Source organism: Modestobacter muralis (assembly GCF_010682105.1).
GTDB classification, from domain to species: domain Bacteria; phylum Actinomycetota; class Actinomycetes; order Mycobacteriales; family Geodermatophilaceae; genus Modestobacter; species Modestobacter muralis.
The window spans coordinates 1-16,383 of the sequence record NZ_JAAGWH010000023.1 but is presented as its reverse complement, the minus strand read 5'-3'; the positions used below and the strand labels follow the sequence as shown (position 1 = coordinate 16,383).

The following is a 16,383-nucleotide window of genomic DNA, read 5'->3' as shown; positions in this document are numbered from 1 at the left end:
CGGTCGTGTGGTGCGCGTCTCGACGCGAGACGGTGCGGGGCCCGCGGCGCGGTTGGCCCCTCCGTCGCGCCTCCCGCGTCCCCGACGAGGATCATGAGCGCAAATCACGGTCCGCCGCCACGGATCCCCACCACTGGAGCCCGGTTGATCATCAAGAAGGCACTGCGCCTCGGCCAACGGATGTGTCTGCCCGGGTCGTCGCAGCTCTTCCCGTCCCTGGTGGTGGCGGACGTGGACCTGGACGCGGCGGTGGCCATCGCGCTTCCGGCGCTGACCCCGTTCCCCGTCCCGCCCGAGGGCGTGCACGCACTCATCTGGGTGCACGGGGTGCCCGTCGGAGAGATGACGGTCGCCGGAGATCCCGGTCAGCTGCTGCCCGAGCTGCCGGTCCTGGCTCAGGAGAGCGCCGCAGCGGCGGTCCATGAGCACATGCTGCAGCACGGCCCGGAAGGGTCGGCGGTGCCACCCGAGACACGCTCACCCTGTGTGGCCGAGGACCTGTGGCGGGCGCGAGTAGACGGCTCGCTGCTGACGGTGGCGATCTGTACACGCGACCGCCCCGCCGACCTCGAGCGGTGCCTCGCCGCCGTTGACGGCCTGACCATCGGGGTTGCCGAGGTGCTGGTCGTCGACAACGCCCCCTCCGACGACCGGACGGAGGAGGTGGCCCAACACCACTCCCGGGCCCGTTACGTCCAGGAGCCGCGCCGAGGCGTCGGCTGGGCGCGCAATCGCGCACTGCTGGAAGCCCGCACACCGCTGATCGCCTTCATCGACGACGACGTGCTGGTGGAGCCGCGCTGGGCGGAGACACTGCTCATGGCCTTCAACGCGCACCCGGACACGAGCGTCATCACCGGGATGGTCGCGCCGGCGGAGCTGTCCACCCGGGCCCAGGTGGTCTTCGAGGCCACCGGCGGGTTCGGCAGGGGCTACCAGCACCGGCGACTGCAGGCGGCCTCGACCAGCCCGAAGGACACAGCGGCGGCGGTCTACCACATCGGGGCGATGGGGACGGGGGCCAACATGGCCTTCCGCCGCGACAGGCTGATCGCCGTCGGCGGCTTCGACCCGGCTCTCGGACCGGGGACCCCCACCTCCGGCGGGGAGGACCAAGAGGCCCTCTGCCGGCTGCTCACCTGCGGGGACCTCATCGTCTACGAACCCGCCGCCGTCGTGCGCCACCGCCATCGCCGCACGATGGCGGAGCTGCGCGGGCAGCGCCGCAGCGACGGCGCAGGCAGTGCCAGCCTGCTCGTCGGCGCAGGCCGCAATCTGGGACGCGCGCACCACCGCCGTCGTATCGCCGTCGCGGCTCGGTGGTGGGCGAAGAGCACGGCCTGGACGGTCGCGTCCAGCCTGCTCCGGCCCTCGGCCCGACCGATGTCACTGGTGACCGCCAACGCAAGGGGCTGGACGTCTGCGCTCGCACGCCGGTCCTACCGCCAGGCCGTGGACCAGGCCCGGCGAGAGGCCTGCGCGTATCCCGAGCTGCCGGTGCTGACCACCGCGCCGTGAGCCTCTCCCGGACCAGGACCGAGCGCTCTCCTCAGGCCCGCGGGTGGACCAACGGAGGAGCGGTCGGCTCCCCCGGGTGTGCCGCCGACTGCGCGGCCGCCTGCCGGAGCGCCCGCCGGTAGAGGCCACCGGTGGCGCCCTCGGCAGCCCCGCGGGCGTCTGCCCAGGAGAGCGCCGGCGGGAACAGCTCGGGGTATAGCAGGCTGCGCGCGACGTTCGTCAGGTGGTGCCGAAGCGCCCACCGGACCGCCTGGCGTCGCAGGCCGGCGTACTGCCGCCTGCCGTACCGGCGCCCGGCACCCAGCCACCAGCTGTAGGACCCCGTGCCATCGCCCCGCCGCTGGCGAGCCAGACCTGGCATCGTGGTGCGGTGCCGGTGCATGACCACCGCCGACGGCTCGTACACGAGTGCGTGACCAGCCGCGATGACCCGGAAGAACAGCTCGTGGTCCCCGGCCCCGCCTGTCGGCGTGCCCACGTCGAGTGCCGGGTCGAACCCGCCCAGCCCCAGGACGGGCACCCGCATCACCGCCATGTCGGCGCCGGTGCCGGCATCCCCGAGCGCTGCGTGCTCTCTGCCCGCCGGCACACCCGGGGTCGAGCGGAACACACGACGGGCATAACCGCGCCCGAAGCCGCGCGCCTCGAAGACCACCTGGGCGGCGGTGGACAACTCCAGCGGGATCACCAGCCCGGCCACCACGACGGTCCCGGGGACCTCGGTGAACCCCCGGATCAGCCCGTCGACCCAGCCCGGGTGCACCAGCGCGTCGTCATCGGTGAAGGCGACGACCGCGGTACGTGCCTCGAGCAGCGCCCGGTTGCGTGCCCAGTCGAGCCCAGCGCGCGGCTCACGCACGTAGCGGGCGAACGGGAACCGGGCCACGACCTGCCGGGTGGTGTCGGCCTCCGACGCGTTGTCGATGACCAGCACCTCGGCGACGTCCGTGGCCAGGGCACCGATCGCCTTCAGGCACTGCACCAGGTCCTCCGCGCGGTCCCGCGTGCAGACGGCGACAGTGACGTCGGCACCGGACAAGACCCCGGTCGGCTGGCCGGACGTCGACGGGGCTCGGGACACGTGGACGGCTCTGTCGGTCGCGATCGAAAGCAGCTCCGGGAGGACGTCCTCCGGTCTCCCCCGAACGGTGACGTCCGCCACTGGCACGCCGCCGGACCACACCACCGCGTACACCCCCTCGGGAGGCGTCTCGAACGAGGTCAGCTGGAGGTGCGGGACGATCTCCCCGGTGTCGACGTCCACGTCGACGACGGCGAGGGAGCGCAGGTACCGCCCACGCGGTCCGGTCCGCATCCGCGGGTTGCGAGGACCGGGCAGGATCAGCTGGAACGGGGAGCGGAGCGCAGCGGCGGCTCGACCCCCGTGGGCGGGTACCTGCGTCACACCGACCCGTTCAGGCGCCGGCAGATTCGAGCTCGCCGGCCGTCCCGGGCCGGTTGAGCATCCCGCCTCCCAGGTCCAGGTCTCGCACGTGGTCGACGGCCACACTCACCGACGTCACTCGGACGCCGGCCAGCAGCTCGAGCGCGAACTGGAACTCTGACCGCTTGGTCGCCCCCGACTCGACGACCACCAGCGCACTGCCGGCGAGCGCCGCCGCCACGGCCGACTCGGACCGCTCGACCAGCGGCGGACAGGCGAGGAGGACGTGGTCGAAACGGGCGACCAGCGTGTCGAGGACCTGACGCATGGCCGGGGTGCTCAAGCGCTGCGCCGACGAGCCGTCCACCTGGCCGGCGGTGATCTCGTGCACTCGGTCGCCGATCGCCAACGTCAGCACATCGTCGATGCTGGCGGTTCCGCTCAGGACGTCGGCCACCCCCATAGGCGCCGGGGTCGTGACGACCGGTGCGCCACGGCGGGCCCGGACGCCGTCGGGGATGCGGAGGTCCAGGTCGAGGACGACGACGTAGGAGCCGATCTCCCCGAAGGCCGCGGCGAGCTGGCGGGCGACGGCGTGCGCGTCCGACGCCGCAGTGACACCGGCGACGGCGATCGTCCCACCCACGTGCGACCCGAACTGGAGGTTGGCACGCAGCTGGCGGAAGGCCTCGAGCCGCGCATCGGTCTCTGACAGGTGTCGTGATCGCCGCTTCGGTCCACTCGGCATCGACGTGAGGGTGGCCAGGCCACCGCTCCCGGGCAGGTCCGCGCTCGAGCGGATCGTCGTGGACAGTGCGTCGGCGACCACGACGGTGGCGAGACCGAGCACCAGACCCACGGCGAGACCGATGAGGACGCTGTTGCGCGGCCGGGGCTCCGTCGCGACCGTGGGGACCTCCGCCGGCTGGACGACGGTGAGCTGGACCGAGGCGACAGTACCGGTCGCGTCCAGCCTCGTCGCCTCGGCCGCGAGCGCATCCGCGACGGCCTGTGCGCGTGCCGCTGCGACTGCCGCGTCGTTGGCGCTGGCCGTGATGTCGACCAGGGCGGTCTCGGTGCGGGCGCTCGAGGTCACGGTCTCGCGCAGCGCGTCCGCGTCATCGGTCCCGCCCAGTGCGGCCGCTGCCCGGTCGAGCACCACCGTCGTCGAGGCCAGGCTGGCGTAGGTGGCCACCCGCTGAGTGGCGAAGCTGCCACCACTGGCCAGATCGCTCGGCGTCCCGTCACCGGCGACGGTCACGTACACCGTCGCGGTGGAGTAGTACGTGGCTGGGGTCGTGCTGGCCAGAACGAAGGCCGCCATCGCACCGAGGACTGTGCCGAGCAGAACGACCCACCAGCCCCGCCGGAGCAGCCGCACATAGTCGTGCAGACTCACGCAACTACCTTCTGCCGAGATGGGTGTCAGGAGACCCCGGGGCGACGGTGCGGTCAGGGCTCCATGCGTCCGGCAGAAGGTAACAGAGCTCCGACCCCGGGACGGTGAGCTGAACGGCGTCGCGAGTCACACAGCGGCGCCCGGGCGACCGCCCTCCGGGGCGTCCCGGAAACCGTCCAGCCAGCCGGTACCCGCGGGTAACGCGCGGGTCGTCGGTGGCAGGCGCCAGCGGTCGAGCCGACCGCGGACCTTGCCGAGCAGCAGGTGCAGCACTGCTCCAGGCGGCAGCGTCCGGAGCGCATCACGGGCCAGCTGTGCGGCTGCCCGGCGGTCCCCGAGGGCACGCGCCATCCCCCACATGGAGGAGTACCACCACGCCCGGTCGGCGGCAAAGGCCCTCCCGTCGGACAGCTGGCCATGCGCCTCGGCCAGGTGGCCGAGTTCGCGCATGACGCCCAGGGGGTCGTGGAACATGCTGTCGGAGTGGACGAAGTACCCCACGAGCGGACGGTCCACCGCCGCGACCGGTGAGGCGAGCCCCAGCCGGAGGTTGAAGTCCCAGTCCGCCAGGATCGAGATCGTCTCGTCGAAGCCGCCGACCTCGCGCGCCAGCGCCGTCTCCATGAGCAGCCCTGAGCCGCCCCCGGGGATCACGTTCATCCGCAACAGCTCGGCGTCGACTCGCCCCGACCCAGGGGGAGCGTGGTAAGTGATGACGTCGAGAGCCCGGTCGACGTGCAGCGCCCCGGAGCAGGACCAGCGCGCACCGGGGGTGACCTGCAGGGCCGCCAGCTGATCGGCGGTCTTGGTCGGAGCCCAGAGGTCGTCGTCGTCCACGAAGGCCGTGAACCGAGTGGCCACCTGAGCGAGGCCGGCGTTCCGGGCCGCGGACACGCCCTTGCTGCGGTCGTGCCTGAGCACCCGGACACCCGGGAGGTCCATCTCCCGCAGGGCGTCGGTCGTGCCGTCGGAACCGCCGTCGTCGACGACCACGACGGCCATCTCGACGCCGCTCTGCGCGCGCACGGACGCCAGCGTGCGCAACAGGAGGTCGAGGCGGTTGTGAGTGGGGATGACGGCCGTCACGGCCGACGCGGGTGCCACAGGACCTCCTGCCCTCGCCGGTCACCGGCCGACCCGGTACGGCGTGCTGGCGGGCCAGTCTCCCATGCGACGGACGCGGCTCCCCCGGGGGAAAGACGCCTCCCACACAGCGCACCACCGGGTGACCGCAGATGACGACGACCGCCTCGACAGGACATGATCCGTCGGTCCGACGGACGGACTCGCCACGCACCCCGACAGGAGCCGCCTGTGCTGAGCACCCGCGACGTCGGTCGGGGCATCGTGCGCCGGGCACAGCACGCCAGGTGGCTGGCCGTGGAGTCGATCGGCCGGGTCGAGCGCCGGGTGGGCCCCGGTGAGGTGGCGCTGACCTTCGACGACGGCCCACACCCCGACTCGACCCCTCGGGTCCTCGACCGGCTGGCCGAGCTGGGTGTCGTGGCGACCTTCTTCTGTGTGGGACGCAACGCCGCGGCACACCCCGCGATCGTCCGCCGCGCCCTGGCCGAGGGCCATGCCGTCGGCTCGCACAGCAGTACGCACCCGCACCCCGCGGAGCTCGGCATCCGGCCGCTCACCGAGGAGTACGACGACGGGCGAGCCGCTGTCACCGCCGCGGCGGGGAGCGAGGTCGACCTGTTCCGCCCACCGCACGGACACCTCACGACGCGGAGTGCGGCGATGGTCCGGCGGCGGGCCCTCCGACCGTGGTTGTGGACGGTCGACCCGACGGACTGGCGCCCCGGCATCACCACCGCCAAGGTGGCGGCCGTGGCGAGCGCGGCGACGTCCGGCGACGTCGTGCTGATGCACGACTGGATCGAGCAGCCCTGGGCGCCGGAAGCGCTGGACCGCTCGGCGACGATCGATGCCCTCCCGGCGATCGTGCGGTCCGTCCGGGCGCGAGGCCTGACCTTCACCACCCTGCCCGCCCGGTGAGCGGCGCCCGATCCGACGTCGTCTCGGTCGTGATGATCTTCCGTGACGCCGTGGAGTTCTTCGACGACGCGATTCGCAGCGTCCTGGCCCAGGACCACCCCGTGGAGCTGCTGCTCTGCGACGACGGCTCGGGCCCGGCGAGCACGGCCATCGCCCGTGACTGGGCGGCTCTCGAGCCCCACAGGGTGCGGTACCTCGAACACCCGGGCCACGGGCACCGCGGGATGAGCGCGACCCGCAACCTGGGCATCCGTGCCGCTCGGGGAGACCTGGTCGCCTTCCTCGACGCCGATGACGTCTGGCTGCCCGGGCACGTCGCGCATGAGGTGGCCCTCCTCGAGGAGCACCCCGAGGCCGGCCTGGTCTGCGGCCAGGCCATGGAGTGGCATTCCTGGCGACCGGGCGCGACTGGGGACGAGTGGACGCCGCTGCCCTGGCCGCCCGGGAGCGTCGTCCCGGCTCCCCGGATGCTCACCGCGACCCTCCGCCGCGGGGCCTACCGGACGCCCACCTGCAGCCTGCTGGTCCGGCGACGGCTGCTGGAGCAGGTGGGCGGGGCAGCGGACGAGTTCCCGGGCATGTTCGAGGACCAGGCCCTGCTGGCCGAGTTGCACACCGCCGCGCCCGCGGTCGTCAGCGGCACCCGCACCGCCCTCTACCGGCGGCACGCCGGCTCCACCACTGCCCGGTCCGTGCAGGACGGCACGTACCACCCCTGGACACCCAACCCGAGCATGGAGACCTACCTCCGTTGGCTGGAGGACCGGCTGGCGAACTCTCCCGCCGGAGACGATCCCGAACTGCGCACTGCCCTGGAGGCTGCCCTGATGCCCTACCGCCGCGAGCCCCACGACCGGTCCTCCCCAGTCGAGGCGCTCACCGCCGGGGTGCTGCGGGTCGTCCGTGGTGCCAGGAGGCGGGCTCGCGACCTCGGCCCCGTGCGCATGGGGACACTGCGCCGACTGGAGCCACTGAGCCGCCAGTTCGGCTACGACCGCGGACTCCCGGTCGACCGCCACTACGTCGAGCAGTTCCTCACCGAGAACGCCCACCTGATCAGCGGGCAGGTGCTGGAGGTCGGCGACCGCGCCTACACCCGGCGCTTCGGCGGGGACAGGGTCACCCGGTCCGACGTCCTCAACATCCGGGCGGGGCACCCGGACACCACCCTGGTGGGCGACCTCGCGGACGGCGAGGGCTTGCCGTCAGAGGCCTTCGACTGCATCGTGCTGACCCAGACGCTGCACCTGGTCCATGACCTGCCGGCGGCCATCCGCACCCTGCACCGGATGCTTCGGCCGGGCGGGAGCGTGCTGGCCACCTTCCCGGGGATCTCCCCGGTGAGCGCCGATGAGTGGGCAGCCACCTGGCACTGGGCCCTCACAACGGTCTCGGCCGGCCGGCTCTTCGGGGACGTGTTCGGGACCCAGTCCATCGAGGTGGGCCACCACGGCAACGTGCTGACCAGCGCGGCCTTCCTCTACGGCATGGCCGCGCACGAGCTCCGGGCGCACGAGCTGGCGGCAATCGATCCCCAGTTCCCGATGCTGATCACCGTGCGGGCGTTCCGGCCGGTCACCGCTGCTCCCGGACCGGTCAGTCCAACCGGCTGATGTCGACTGGCAGGTCGTAGACCAGCACCCGTTCCGGCCGCCCGCGATCGCTGCCGTGCAGCGTGAACGTCGCCGCCGCGGGCTCGTCGAGCATCCCGTGCTGCGGCGTGCCGAACCACACGCCGACCGCGAAGGTCCCCACGTTGAGGATCGGTGGCACGGAGATCCGCGCCCGCTGCCGTCCTGCGGGGAAGGACACCGGCCCCCCGTCGGTGGCGGTCACGTCGAGCACGCGCACGCCCGTCCTGGTGGTCACGTAGACGGCGAGGTCGAGTCCGGGGACGGCCTCCGCCAGGTCGAAGTCGACGTCGATCTCGATCGGGTCGTCGCGCAGGAGTGCCGCCTCGGCCCCGCGGCCCGCGGCGCGCACCCGGACGTCGAGCACCTGCAGCGGCCCGGAACGGACCAGCGCCCTCGACGCGTCCGGCGAGCTCAGGCCGGAGGTGAGGTAGTCGCGGACGATGTCGCTCGAGGCACCCTCCGCCCGGACGGTCCCCGCCTCCATCCACAGCGACCGCCGGCACAGGCTGCTCAGGGTGTCGAGGTCGTGGCTGACGAACACCAGGGTCCGCCCCTCCCGCTCGGCCTGCTCCATCCTGCCAAGGCACTTGCGCTGGAACTCCGCGTCGCCCACCGCGAGGACCTCGTCGACCACGAGGACATCCGGTTCGAGGTGCGCCGCCACGGCGAAGGCCAGCCGCAGCGACATGCCGCTCGAGTAGCGCTTGACGGGGGTGTCGAGGAACCGCCGCACCCCGGAGAACTCGACGATGTCGTCGAAAGCGCGACCGATGTCCCGCCGGGACATCCCGAGGATGGCGCCGTTGAGGTAGACGTTCTCCCGACCGGTGAGCTCGGGATGAAAACCTGTGCCCACCTCCAGCAGGGCCGCGACCCTGCCCCGCGTCCGCGACACCCCGCTCGTCGGGGCGGTGATCCCGGTCATCACCTTGAGGATCGTGCTCTTCCCCGCCCCGTTGCGGCCGACGATCCCGACGCTCTCGCCGTCGGCCACGGTGAAGGAGACGTCGCGGAGGGACCAGATCTCCTGTGGCTCCGCGCGGCGACGCCGCGTGAGCGCTCGGGCGCCGGCCACGATCGCCTCCCGGGCGGTGCGCTGCTCGCCGAGGGGGTAGCGCTTGCTGACCCGGTCGAACTCGATGCGGTCCACTCAGATCACGTCGGCGAAGGAGCGCTGAGCACGGTTGAAGTAGGCCGCGCCGCTCGCCAGCAACACCCCCGCACTGACCACCGAGACGAGCAGCTGCCAGCCGGGCCACGGCGTGCCGAGGAACGACCAGCGCCCCAGCCCGATGACGCCGACCATCGGGTTCACCGCGTACAGCAGCTCCTGCCACCCCGACAGCGCCGTGGCTGCATAGGCGACGGGGCTGGCGAACAGCAGCACCTGGAGGACCGGTCCCACTGCGTGCTGGACGTCCCGGTACCTGACGTTGAGCGCGGAGAGCCAGAAAGCGGCGCCGAGGGCGGTGGCCACCATGAGCAGCAGCCAGAGCGGGGCTGCCAGCAGTCGCCAGGTGGGCCCCACCCCGTAGACCACGGTGGCGATCTCGACCAGGACGAGGGAGACGGCCAGGTCGACGCCTGGGGACAGCAGCGCGGCCGCCGGGGCTGCCATCCGCGGGAAGTAGACCTTGCTGACCAGGCTGGCGTTGGCCACCAGCACCTGCCCTCCTGCGGTCACCGAAGTCGAGAAGTAGGTCCAGCTCACCATCCCGACGAGTGCGAAGACCGGGTAGGGGACACCCTGGCTGCTCACCCCGGCCAGCCGGCTGAAGACCAGCGTGAACACCACGACGCTGGCCACGGGCTGGGCGAGGACCCAGATGGCACCCAGGACGGCCTGCCGGTACCTGAGCTTCACGTCGCGCACGGCGAAGTACCAGATCAGGTCGCGAGAGCGCCACAACGCCGTCCACGGCCGGTCCTGGACCATGCCGCGCCGGGAGTTCTCCGTCCAGGGGCCGAGGTCGCCGGTCACGGGAGAGCCCTGACCGTCGGCTGCGGCCCCCGGTCGAGGTGTCGCGCTCCGGCCGTCGAGGACCGGGAAAACCGGCCGACCAGTCGTCTCACGGGACCCTCTCGATGGACGCGCACGCCTGTCTGAGCGGACCATTCTGTCCCGTCACCCCCAGCACCCGGCCAGTGACCTGCCCGACCCTCCGCCCGTGTCCAGCCACGGAGCTGCCCCGGCTGTCTGTCCAGGACCACGATCCGCTCCCCCACCCCATGTAACTTCGGCTGGAGTCAACGCCCGTCCGGACCCGCCGTCGCTGAGCCGATGCCCGAGCCCGAGAGGACCCCATGCCCCGCAGGTGGCTCGTCGTCGTCCTGTCCGGTGTGCTCGTCCTCGCCGTGGCGGCCGTCGCCGTCGTGCTCCTCGTGCACCGGTCCTCGATCACGGCCTCCGCTTCCTCGACGCGTCCTGGTCTGGACGCCGGGGACCTGGTGGACCGGGATCGCCCTTCGACCGCTGACGACGACCGGGCCGTCGTCTGGCAGAGCGACGGGGAGACCGTCGGCGCGTGGGTGCGACTGGCCTGGTCCAGCGCCACCGAGGTCGATCACGTCGAAGTCGCCACGACCGGCGCCGCGGGCACCGGGTTCGACTCGGCCGCACTCGAGTTCGATGGTGGTCCCTCGATGTTGCTGACGACCGACGCGGAGGGGATGGCCTCGGTCGACTTTCCGGCCCGCCGGGTCTCCAGCGTCCGCCTGGTCATCGCCACCGTCCCGGACGGCACGGCGTCGGTCGCCCTCACCTCGCTGACCGTCGACGACAGCGGCTCGCCGGTCCTCACCAGCCCGCCGGCCGCCGGCGTCACGACCGCCACGAGCTCGGCGCCGGACGCCCCCGCCCTGATCGACGGTGACGTCGCCCGGGGGGCCACCGGTGACTCGTGGACGGCGCCGCCGGGGGGAGACGCGTGGGTGCAGCTGGCCTGGCCGCAGCCGCGCCTGGTGGCCAGCGTCCAGGTGTTCGGCCCGGCCGAGGGCGACGTCGACCCCACGCAGCGGCCGCCTACGCCCCTGCACGGTGTCCTCCGCTTCGACGACGGCAGCACGGTCGTCGTGTCGGGCATCGCCGCCGGCGGAGGCCCGGCCACGACCATCGCGTTCACCCCGCGGACGGCCTCGAGCGTGCGCCTCGAGCTGGCCACGACGGAGCCCGGCGCGGACGTCCCGGTGTCCCTGCGCGAACTGGCCGTCTACGACGCCGGGACCACCCCGCCCCCGTGGCCGCAAGGAGCTGACGGCCAGCCGGCCGACAGCTACGAGGTCACCCCGCCCACCGCGTCCTGTTCGTCCGCGTCGCCGCCCACGGGGCGGTCCAGCGGCGGCGGACTCGCGCTCGTGTGCCCCGAGCCGGGGTCTGCGGTCTCCGGGAGCACGACGCTCGTGGTGGCTGGCCCGGCCGGCACGGCGGTGTCCGCGACCGCCTCCCTCGACCCCACGGGCGACAGCCCCGGCGTGGTGCAGGAGGTCGCCTCCGGGACCACGGACTCCTCCGGGCGCGCGTCCCTGACCGTCGACATGACCGCCCTTGCCGAGGGCCCCACCGCTGTGCGCGTGGACGTCGCCCAGCCCAGCGACGACCCTGCCGCCGTACCGCTCTACGTACAGCTGGTGAACCGGTCCGGGATTGCGCTGGACGCAGGCGGCCACGCACCGGCGGGGATGACCCTGCAGTACGCCGAGGAGTTCACCGAGCCGCTGTCGATCAGCCGGGACGGAGCCGGGGCCGAGTACGCAGCGACCAAGCCGTCCTACGAACAGGGTGGGAGCTTCGGGGACGCCGCCTTTGCCGACCCGGCCTCCGGCACGGGGACGCTGGGCACGGTCGACTCGCAGTACCTGCGCATCCGCGCCCAGGGGACCGCCCCAACCGGTGCGGCGCACGAGAGCGGCATCCTCTCCTCGGCGCGGGTGGGTGGCAGTGGCTTCGCCGCCCAGTACGGCTACTTCGAGGCCCGCATGCTCGGTGCGCCGGGGGTCGGCTCCTGGCCCGCCTTCTGGATGCTCGACACCGAGAACACCACACCCCGGGGTGTGACCGCCGGGGAGGTCGACGCCGTTGAGCTCTACGGGCACGACACCACGGGCAGTTGCCACACCACGCACAACTGGGGCTACGGGAGCGACGACGGCGGCGTCGCCGACTGCCTGGACGACAATGGCTTCGCCGACTGGGCACTGGTTTGGCACACCTACGGCGTCCGGTTCGTGCCCGGCGGCGCGGACTTCTTCATCGACGGGATCCAGGTCTCCACCTACCGGGGGCTCCGACAAGCCGCTGACCCGTACTACTTCCTCGTCGACCTCGCTCTCGGCGGAGGCTGGCCCGTCGACCTCGCCTCCACTGGTGAGGTCACCGACCTCTACGTCGACTGGATCCACGCCTACACCTGACGATGGCGCACATCTCAGTTTCGGCGCTGAGCACTGGCCAGCCGACGCAGGACATTGGCCTCATCATGGGACCGTGCCGAGCCCGCGCAGGACCGTGATGCCGCACGTCCAAGCCCCGATCGCCCCGGCGCGGCTGACGTCGGGCACCGCCCGGGTCACCCTGGTGCACGAGCGGTTCACCGAGTACGCCGGCTCCGAGGCCGTCGTCGAGCAGCTGGCCCGCGAGTGGCCCGCAGCACCGATCCTCGCTCCGATCGGGCGGGCGGGGGTCCTCCCCGCCGACCTCGAAGCCCGGCTGCGCACCACTCAGCTCACCCGGTTCCTGCGCGGCACCTCGTACGCCCACCTGCTGCCGGCGCTCCCCGTCGCGATGGCGAACCTGTCACTGCCGCCGTCCGACGTTGTGATCGCCTCCCACCACGCCTTCGCCACCCAGGTGGTCCGCGCGACCCAAGCCCCGGTGATCGCCTACGTGCACACCCCCGCCCGGTGGGTGTGGGACGCCGCGATGCGCACCGGCGAGGCAGGCGGCAGGTCCGGCGAGGCCATGCTGGGTGCCTTCTCCGCGGTCTTCCGCCCGCGCGACCGTGCCGCGGCGGCCCGGCTACAGACCGTCGTGGCCAACTCCAGCTTTGTGGCAGAGCGGATCCGCACGTGGTGGGACCGGGAGGCCGCGGTCGTGCACCCACCGGTGGACACCGAGTACTACTCACCCAGCCCCGCCACCGAGCGGGAGGACTTCTTCCTGCTCGCCGGCCGCCTCGTGCCCTACAAGCGCCCCGACCTGGCCATCCGGGCTGCGGAGCGTGCGGGCGTCCCCCTGGTGGTCACCGGCGGTGGACGCATCCGGGAGGAGATGGCGCGGCTGGCCGGGCCGCACACCCGTTTCGTGGGACGGGTCGACGACGACGAACTGCGCGACCTGTTCCGACGCTGTCGTGCCCTGCTCATGCCCGGGGTCGAGGACTTCGGGATCGTGCCGGTGGAAGCTCAGGCCTGCGGGGCCCCGGTCATCGCGATCGACGCCGGAGGTGCGCGCGACTCCGTCCTGCCCGGACGCACCGGCGAACTTGTCCCCGTCACGTCTCCCGAGCAGGAGGTCGAGACCTGGGCCAGCACGCTCGCGGCCTTCGACCCGTCGCTCTACGACAGTCGCGCCATCCGCGCGCACGCCGAGACGTTCTCCCGCCGGCACTTCCGCGAGGCCATGGCCGCGGTGGTGGACCGGACGCTCGCCGCACACTGAGCGGAGAACGGTCACAGGACGCCGCCCACTAGTCCCAGCCGGCACATCCGTCCCAGCCGCCCCGGTCCCGGCGGACACGCCGTGCGACCGACCGTTCCTTCACATCGCTGCTCGTAGTGTTCCCACTGCTCAGCGTCACCAGAGTTTCTCGGTGACACGTCCCGGGCGCACGTGGCGTGCGTCAGATGACCGAGGCGGTCGTGATGCCCCGCAGGTGGATCCAGCTTCTCCTGGCGGCGGTCGCCGTCCTGCTCGTGGCGGTGGGCGGCGTGACCTGGGCGACCGGGTCGGACGGTGCGCCGACCGCCTCCGTAGCAGGGGGTCCCGGCTCACCGGTACCGGCGACGGGTGGGATCACACCCCCGACGGCCGGCGCACCGACGGCCTCGGGCACCGGCCCCACACCGGTCCCCGGTGCCGCCAGCACCACGTCCCCGACGCCGACGTCGGGAGTGATCTGGCAGAGCGACGGGGAGGCAGTGGGCGCCTGGGTCGAACTGACGTGGCCCGAGCCCACCGAGGTCGACCACGTCGACGTCCGGGCAGCCGACACGACCCCCATCACCGCGGCCCGGCTCGTCCTGGACGCCGGTGACCCGGTGGACCTCGCCCCCGGCCCCGACGGCGTGGTCGAACTCGCCTTCAGCCCCCGCACGGTGCGCACCGCCCGGTTCGTCGTCACCGGCGCGCCCACCGGCACGACGTCCGTCGCGCTGACCCGCTTCATCGTCGACCGCACCGGCACCCCCGCCTCCGGTGACGTCCAGGCCAGCACGGCCGGCGGTGACCCCACGTCCAGCTGGCGGTCCGTGGTGAAGACCTCCAGCGCCGCCTCGGCCGCCGGCGCGCTGCTCGACGGGGACGTCGCCGGTGGCCGAGCCGGCGCCGAGTGGAGCGCGACCAGCACAGACGCCGCCCCGTGGGTTCAGCTGTCCTGGCAGAAGCCGCGCCGACTTGCGAGCATCCAGGTGCTCGGCCCCACAGCCCTCGCCACCGACCCCGCCGCGCCGTGGAACGCCCCGCTGCACGGGCTGCTGAGGTTCAGCGACGGGAGCACCGTCGTGGTGTCCGGGATCGCCGGGGGCGGGGGCCCTCCGACCACCATCGCCTTCGCCCCGCATACCGCCAGCTGGGTGCGGCTCGAGCTGGCCAGGACCGTCGCCACGGCATCGGTGTCCCTGCGCGAGTTCACCGCGTACGACGTCGGCACCACCCCGCCCCGGTGGCCGCGCACCGCGCAGGGGTACTCGCCGACCGGGTACTCGACCACCTCGACCCCGGCGGCGCCGTGCTCGGCCGCGTCCGACCCGGTGGGCAGCTCGACCGACGACCAGCTGGCACTGGTCTGCCCGGCCCCGGGCTCGGCGGTGTCCGGGACGACGACCGTCGTGGTGGCCGGCCCGGTCGGCACGCCCGTCACCGTGACCGCGTGGATCGACCCCGTCGGCACCACACCGGGTGCCGAACAGGAGCTGACGAGCGGCACCATCGACGCCTCCGGTCGCGCCGTGCTGCGCGTCGACCTGGCCGCGCTGGCGACCGGCCCGACCGCCCTGCGCGTCGACCGGAGCGGGTCGGACGGCGGTACCCCGCTGTACGTCCAGCTCGTCAACCGGTCCGGGGTCGCCGTGGACACCGGTGGCCATGCCCCCGCGGGCATGACCCTCCAGTACGCCGAGGAGTTCACCGACCCGCTGTCGATCAGCCGGCGCGGGACGGGGGCCGAGTACGCCGCGACCAAGCCCTCACACGTCGGGGGCGGCAGCTTCGGTGACGCCTGGTTCGCCGACCCCGCCGAGGGCCACGGCAACATCACGACCCTGGACTCCCAGTACCTCCGCCTGCGGGTCCAGCCCTCCGATCCGGCGGCGACGCCGTGGAACCTGGAACACGAGGGAGGCATCCTCTCCTCGGTGCGAGTGGGGGGCAGCGGGTTCGCCGCCCAGTACGGCTACTTCGAAGCACGCATGCTCGGAGCCCCCGGCGTCGGCTCCTGGCCCGCCTTCTGGATGCTCGACACGGAGAACACCACCCCTCGGGGCACGACGGCCAGCGAGGTCGACGCGGTCGAGCTCTACGGCCACAACACCGCCGGCAGTTGCCACACCACGCACAACTGGGGCTACGGCGACGGCGACGGCGGCGTCGCGAAGTGCCTCGAGGACAACGGCGTCGCGGACTGGGCCCTGGCCTGGCACACCTACGGCGTCCGCTTCGTCCCGGGCGGCGCCGACTTCTACATCGACGGCATCCAGGTGGCCACATACCAGGGGCTCCGCCAGGCAGCCGACCCTCACTACTTCCTGATGGACCTCGCCCTCGGCGGCGGCTGGCCCGTCGACCTCGCTCCCACCGGCGAGATCACCGACCTCTACGTCGACTGGATCCGCACCTACACCTGAGGAGCTCAGCGCAGCGACCGCGCACCGGTAGCGTCCGCGGCATGGCGAGGAGGTGGGCACGACGGGGGCCGCGCCGGCACTGGTTCGAGCGGCCACCGCTGTGGGGCTCGATCGCCCTGGGCGTGAGCATCGCGCTGTTCGCCGGGCTCCTGGTGGTCGTCGGGACCGGGATGCGCCTGGACCGTCCGACGGCGACGCCACCACCGGCAGCACCCCTGCCCGCCCCGGTGGCCGAGCCCACGCCCACCGGACCCGCGGTCGTCCGGCCCGCTCAGATCGCGCGCACGCTCCTGCTGGGCGACGGCCTCAGCCTCGGACAGGGCGCGACCGACCCCGCCGCCGGCTTCGCGGCCCTCGCCGAGGCTGCCGTGCCGCTGCCGTTCGCC

Annotated in this window: 12 protein-coding genes; 7 read left to right on the top strand and 5 right to left on the bottom strand. The window is 73.0% G+C overall.

Features of this window, described 5'->3' with window-relative positions; genetic code table 11:
* Window positions 1-144 precede the first annotated feature (144 nt).
* Window positions 145-1,518 (top strand): glycosyltransferase, encoded by a 1,374-nt coding sequence (locus GCU67_RS09870; RefSeq protein ID WP_163611058.1) that lies wholly within the window; start codon window positions 145-147, stop codon window positions 1,516-1,518.
* A 31-nt stretch (window positions 1,519-1,549) separates the two neighbouring features.
* Here GCU67_RS09870 and GCU67_RS09865 read toward each other — a convergent pair whose 3' ends face one another.
* From GCU67_RS09865 to GCU67_RS09855, 3 genes are all read right to left on the bottom strand, one after another.
* Complete coding sequence (locus GCU67_RS09865; RefSeq protein WP_163611057.1) at window positions 1,550-2,833, bottom strand: glycosyltransferase family 2 protein; 1,284 nt, start codon at window positions 2,831-2,833, stop codon at window positions 1,550-1,552.
* Window positions 2,834-2,933: 100 nt separating this feature from the next.
* Entirely contained in the window at window positions 2,934-4,301 is a 1,368-nt protein-coding gene (locus GCU67_RS09860) for a Wzz/FepE/Etk N-terminal domain-containing protein (protein ID WP_163611056.1), read from the bottom strand.
* 126 nt (window positions 4,302-4,427) lie between these two features.
* Window positions 4,428-5,387 carry a glycosyltransferase family 2 protein gene (locus GCU67_RS09855; protein ID WP_338104910.1) on the bottom strand — a complete coding sequence of 320 codons (960 nt, stop codon included), beginning with the start codon at window positions 5,385-5,387 and terminating at the stop codon, window positions 4,428-4,430.
* Window positions 5,388-5,615: 228 nt separating this feature from the next.
* Between GCU67_RS09855 and GCU67_RS09850 the strand changes: the two genes are divergently transcribed.
* Both GCU67_RS09850 and GCU67_RS09845 read left to right on the top strand, forming a co-directional pair.
* Window positions 5,616-6,305 (top strand): polysaccharide deacetylase family protein, encoded by a 690-nt coding sequence (locus GCU67_RS09850; protein WP_163611054.1) that lies wholly within the window; start codon window positions 5,616-5,618, stop codon window positions 6,303-6,305.
* Window positions 6,302-7,918 carry a glycosyltransferase gene (locus GCU67_RS09845; RefSeq protein WP_163611053.1) on the top strand — a complete coding sequence of 539 codons (1,617 nt, stop codon included), beginning with the start codon at window positions 6,302-6,304 and terminating at the stop codon, window positions 7,916-7,918. The genes GCU67_RS09850 and GCU67_RS09845 overlap by 4 nt, the downstream gene beginning before the upstream one ends.
* On the opposite strand, the gene GCU67_RS09840 is transcribed toward GCU67_RS09845, so the two are convergent.
* Complete coding sequence (locus tag GCU67_RS09840) at window positions 7,902-9,089, bottom strand: ATP-binding cassette domain-containing protein (RefSeq protein WP_163611052.1); 1,188 nt, start codon at window positions 9,087-9,089, stop codon at window positions 7,902-7,904. The genes GCU67_RS09845 and GCU67_RS09840 overlap by 17 nt on opposite strands.
* Window positions 9,090-9,920, bottom strand: a complete 831-nt coding sequence (locus GCU67_RS09835) for an ABC transporter permease (protein WP_163611051.1) — start codon at window positions 9,918-9,920, stop codon at window positions 9,090-9,092.
* Between the two features lie 323 nt (window positions 9,921-10,243).
* Between GCU67_RS09835 and GCU67_RS09830 the strand changes: the two genes are divergently transcribed.
* From GCU67_RS09830 to GCU67_RS09815, 4 genes are all read left to right on the top strand, one after another.
* On the top strand, window positions 10,244-12,349 hold the full coding sequence (locus GCU67_RS09830; RefSeq protein ID WP_163611050.1) for a glycoside hydrolase family 16 protein: 2,106 nt from the start codon (window positions 10,244-10,246) through the stop codon (window positions 12,347-12,349).
* Window positions 12,350-12,446: 97 nt separating this feature from the next.
* Window positions 12,447-13,595, top strand: a complete 1,149-nt coding sequence (locus tag GCU67_RS09825) for a glycosyltransferase (RefSeq protein ID WP_163611049.1) — start codon at window positions 12,447-12,449, stop codon at window positions 13,593-13,595.
* Between the two features lie 185 nt (window positions 13,596-13,780).
* Complete coding sequence (locus GCU67_RS22800; RefSeq protein ID WP_420846350.1) at window positions 13,781-15,997, top strand: glycoside hydrolase family 16 protein; 2,217 nt, start codon at window positions 13,781-13,783, stop codon at window positions 15,995-15,997.
* 41 nt (window positions 15,998-16,038) lie between these two features.
* The coding region (locus tag GCU67_RS09815; RefSeq protein WP_211661113.1) for a hypothetical protein at window positions 16,039-16,383 on the top strand (345 nt) is incomplete at its 3' end.

What these genes read in the sequence shown, in the direction of transcription:
- GCU67_RS09865 (WP_163611057.1), bottom strand. Translation starts at nt 2,833, where the DNA reads ATGCGGACCGGACCGCGTGGGCGGTACCTGCGCTCCCTCGCCGTCGTC.
- GCU67_RS09830 (WP_163611050.1), top strand. Translation starts at nt 10,244, where the DNA reads ATGCCCCGCAGGTGGCTCGTCGTCGTCCTGTCCGGTGTGCTCGTCCTC.
- GCU67_RS09825 (WP_163611049.1), top strand. Translation starts at nt 12,447, where the DNA reads ATGCCGCACGTCCAAGCCCCGATCGCCCCGGCGCGGCTGACGTCGGGC.
- GCU67_RS22800 (WP_420846350.1), top strand. Translation starts at nt 13,781, where the DNA reads ATGACCGAGGCGGTCGTGATGCCCCGCAGGTGGATCCAGCTTCTCCTG.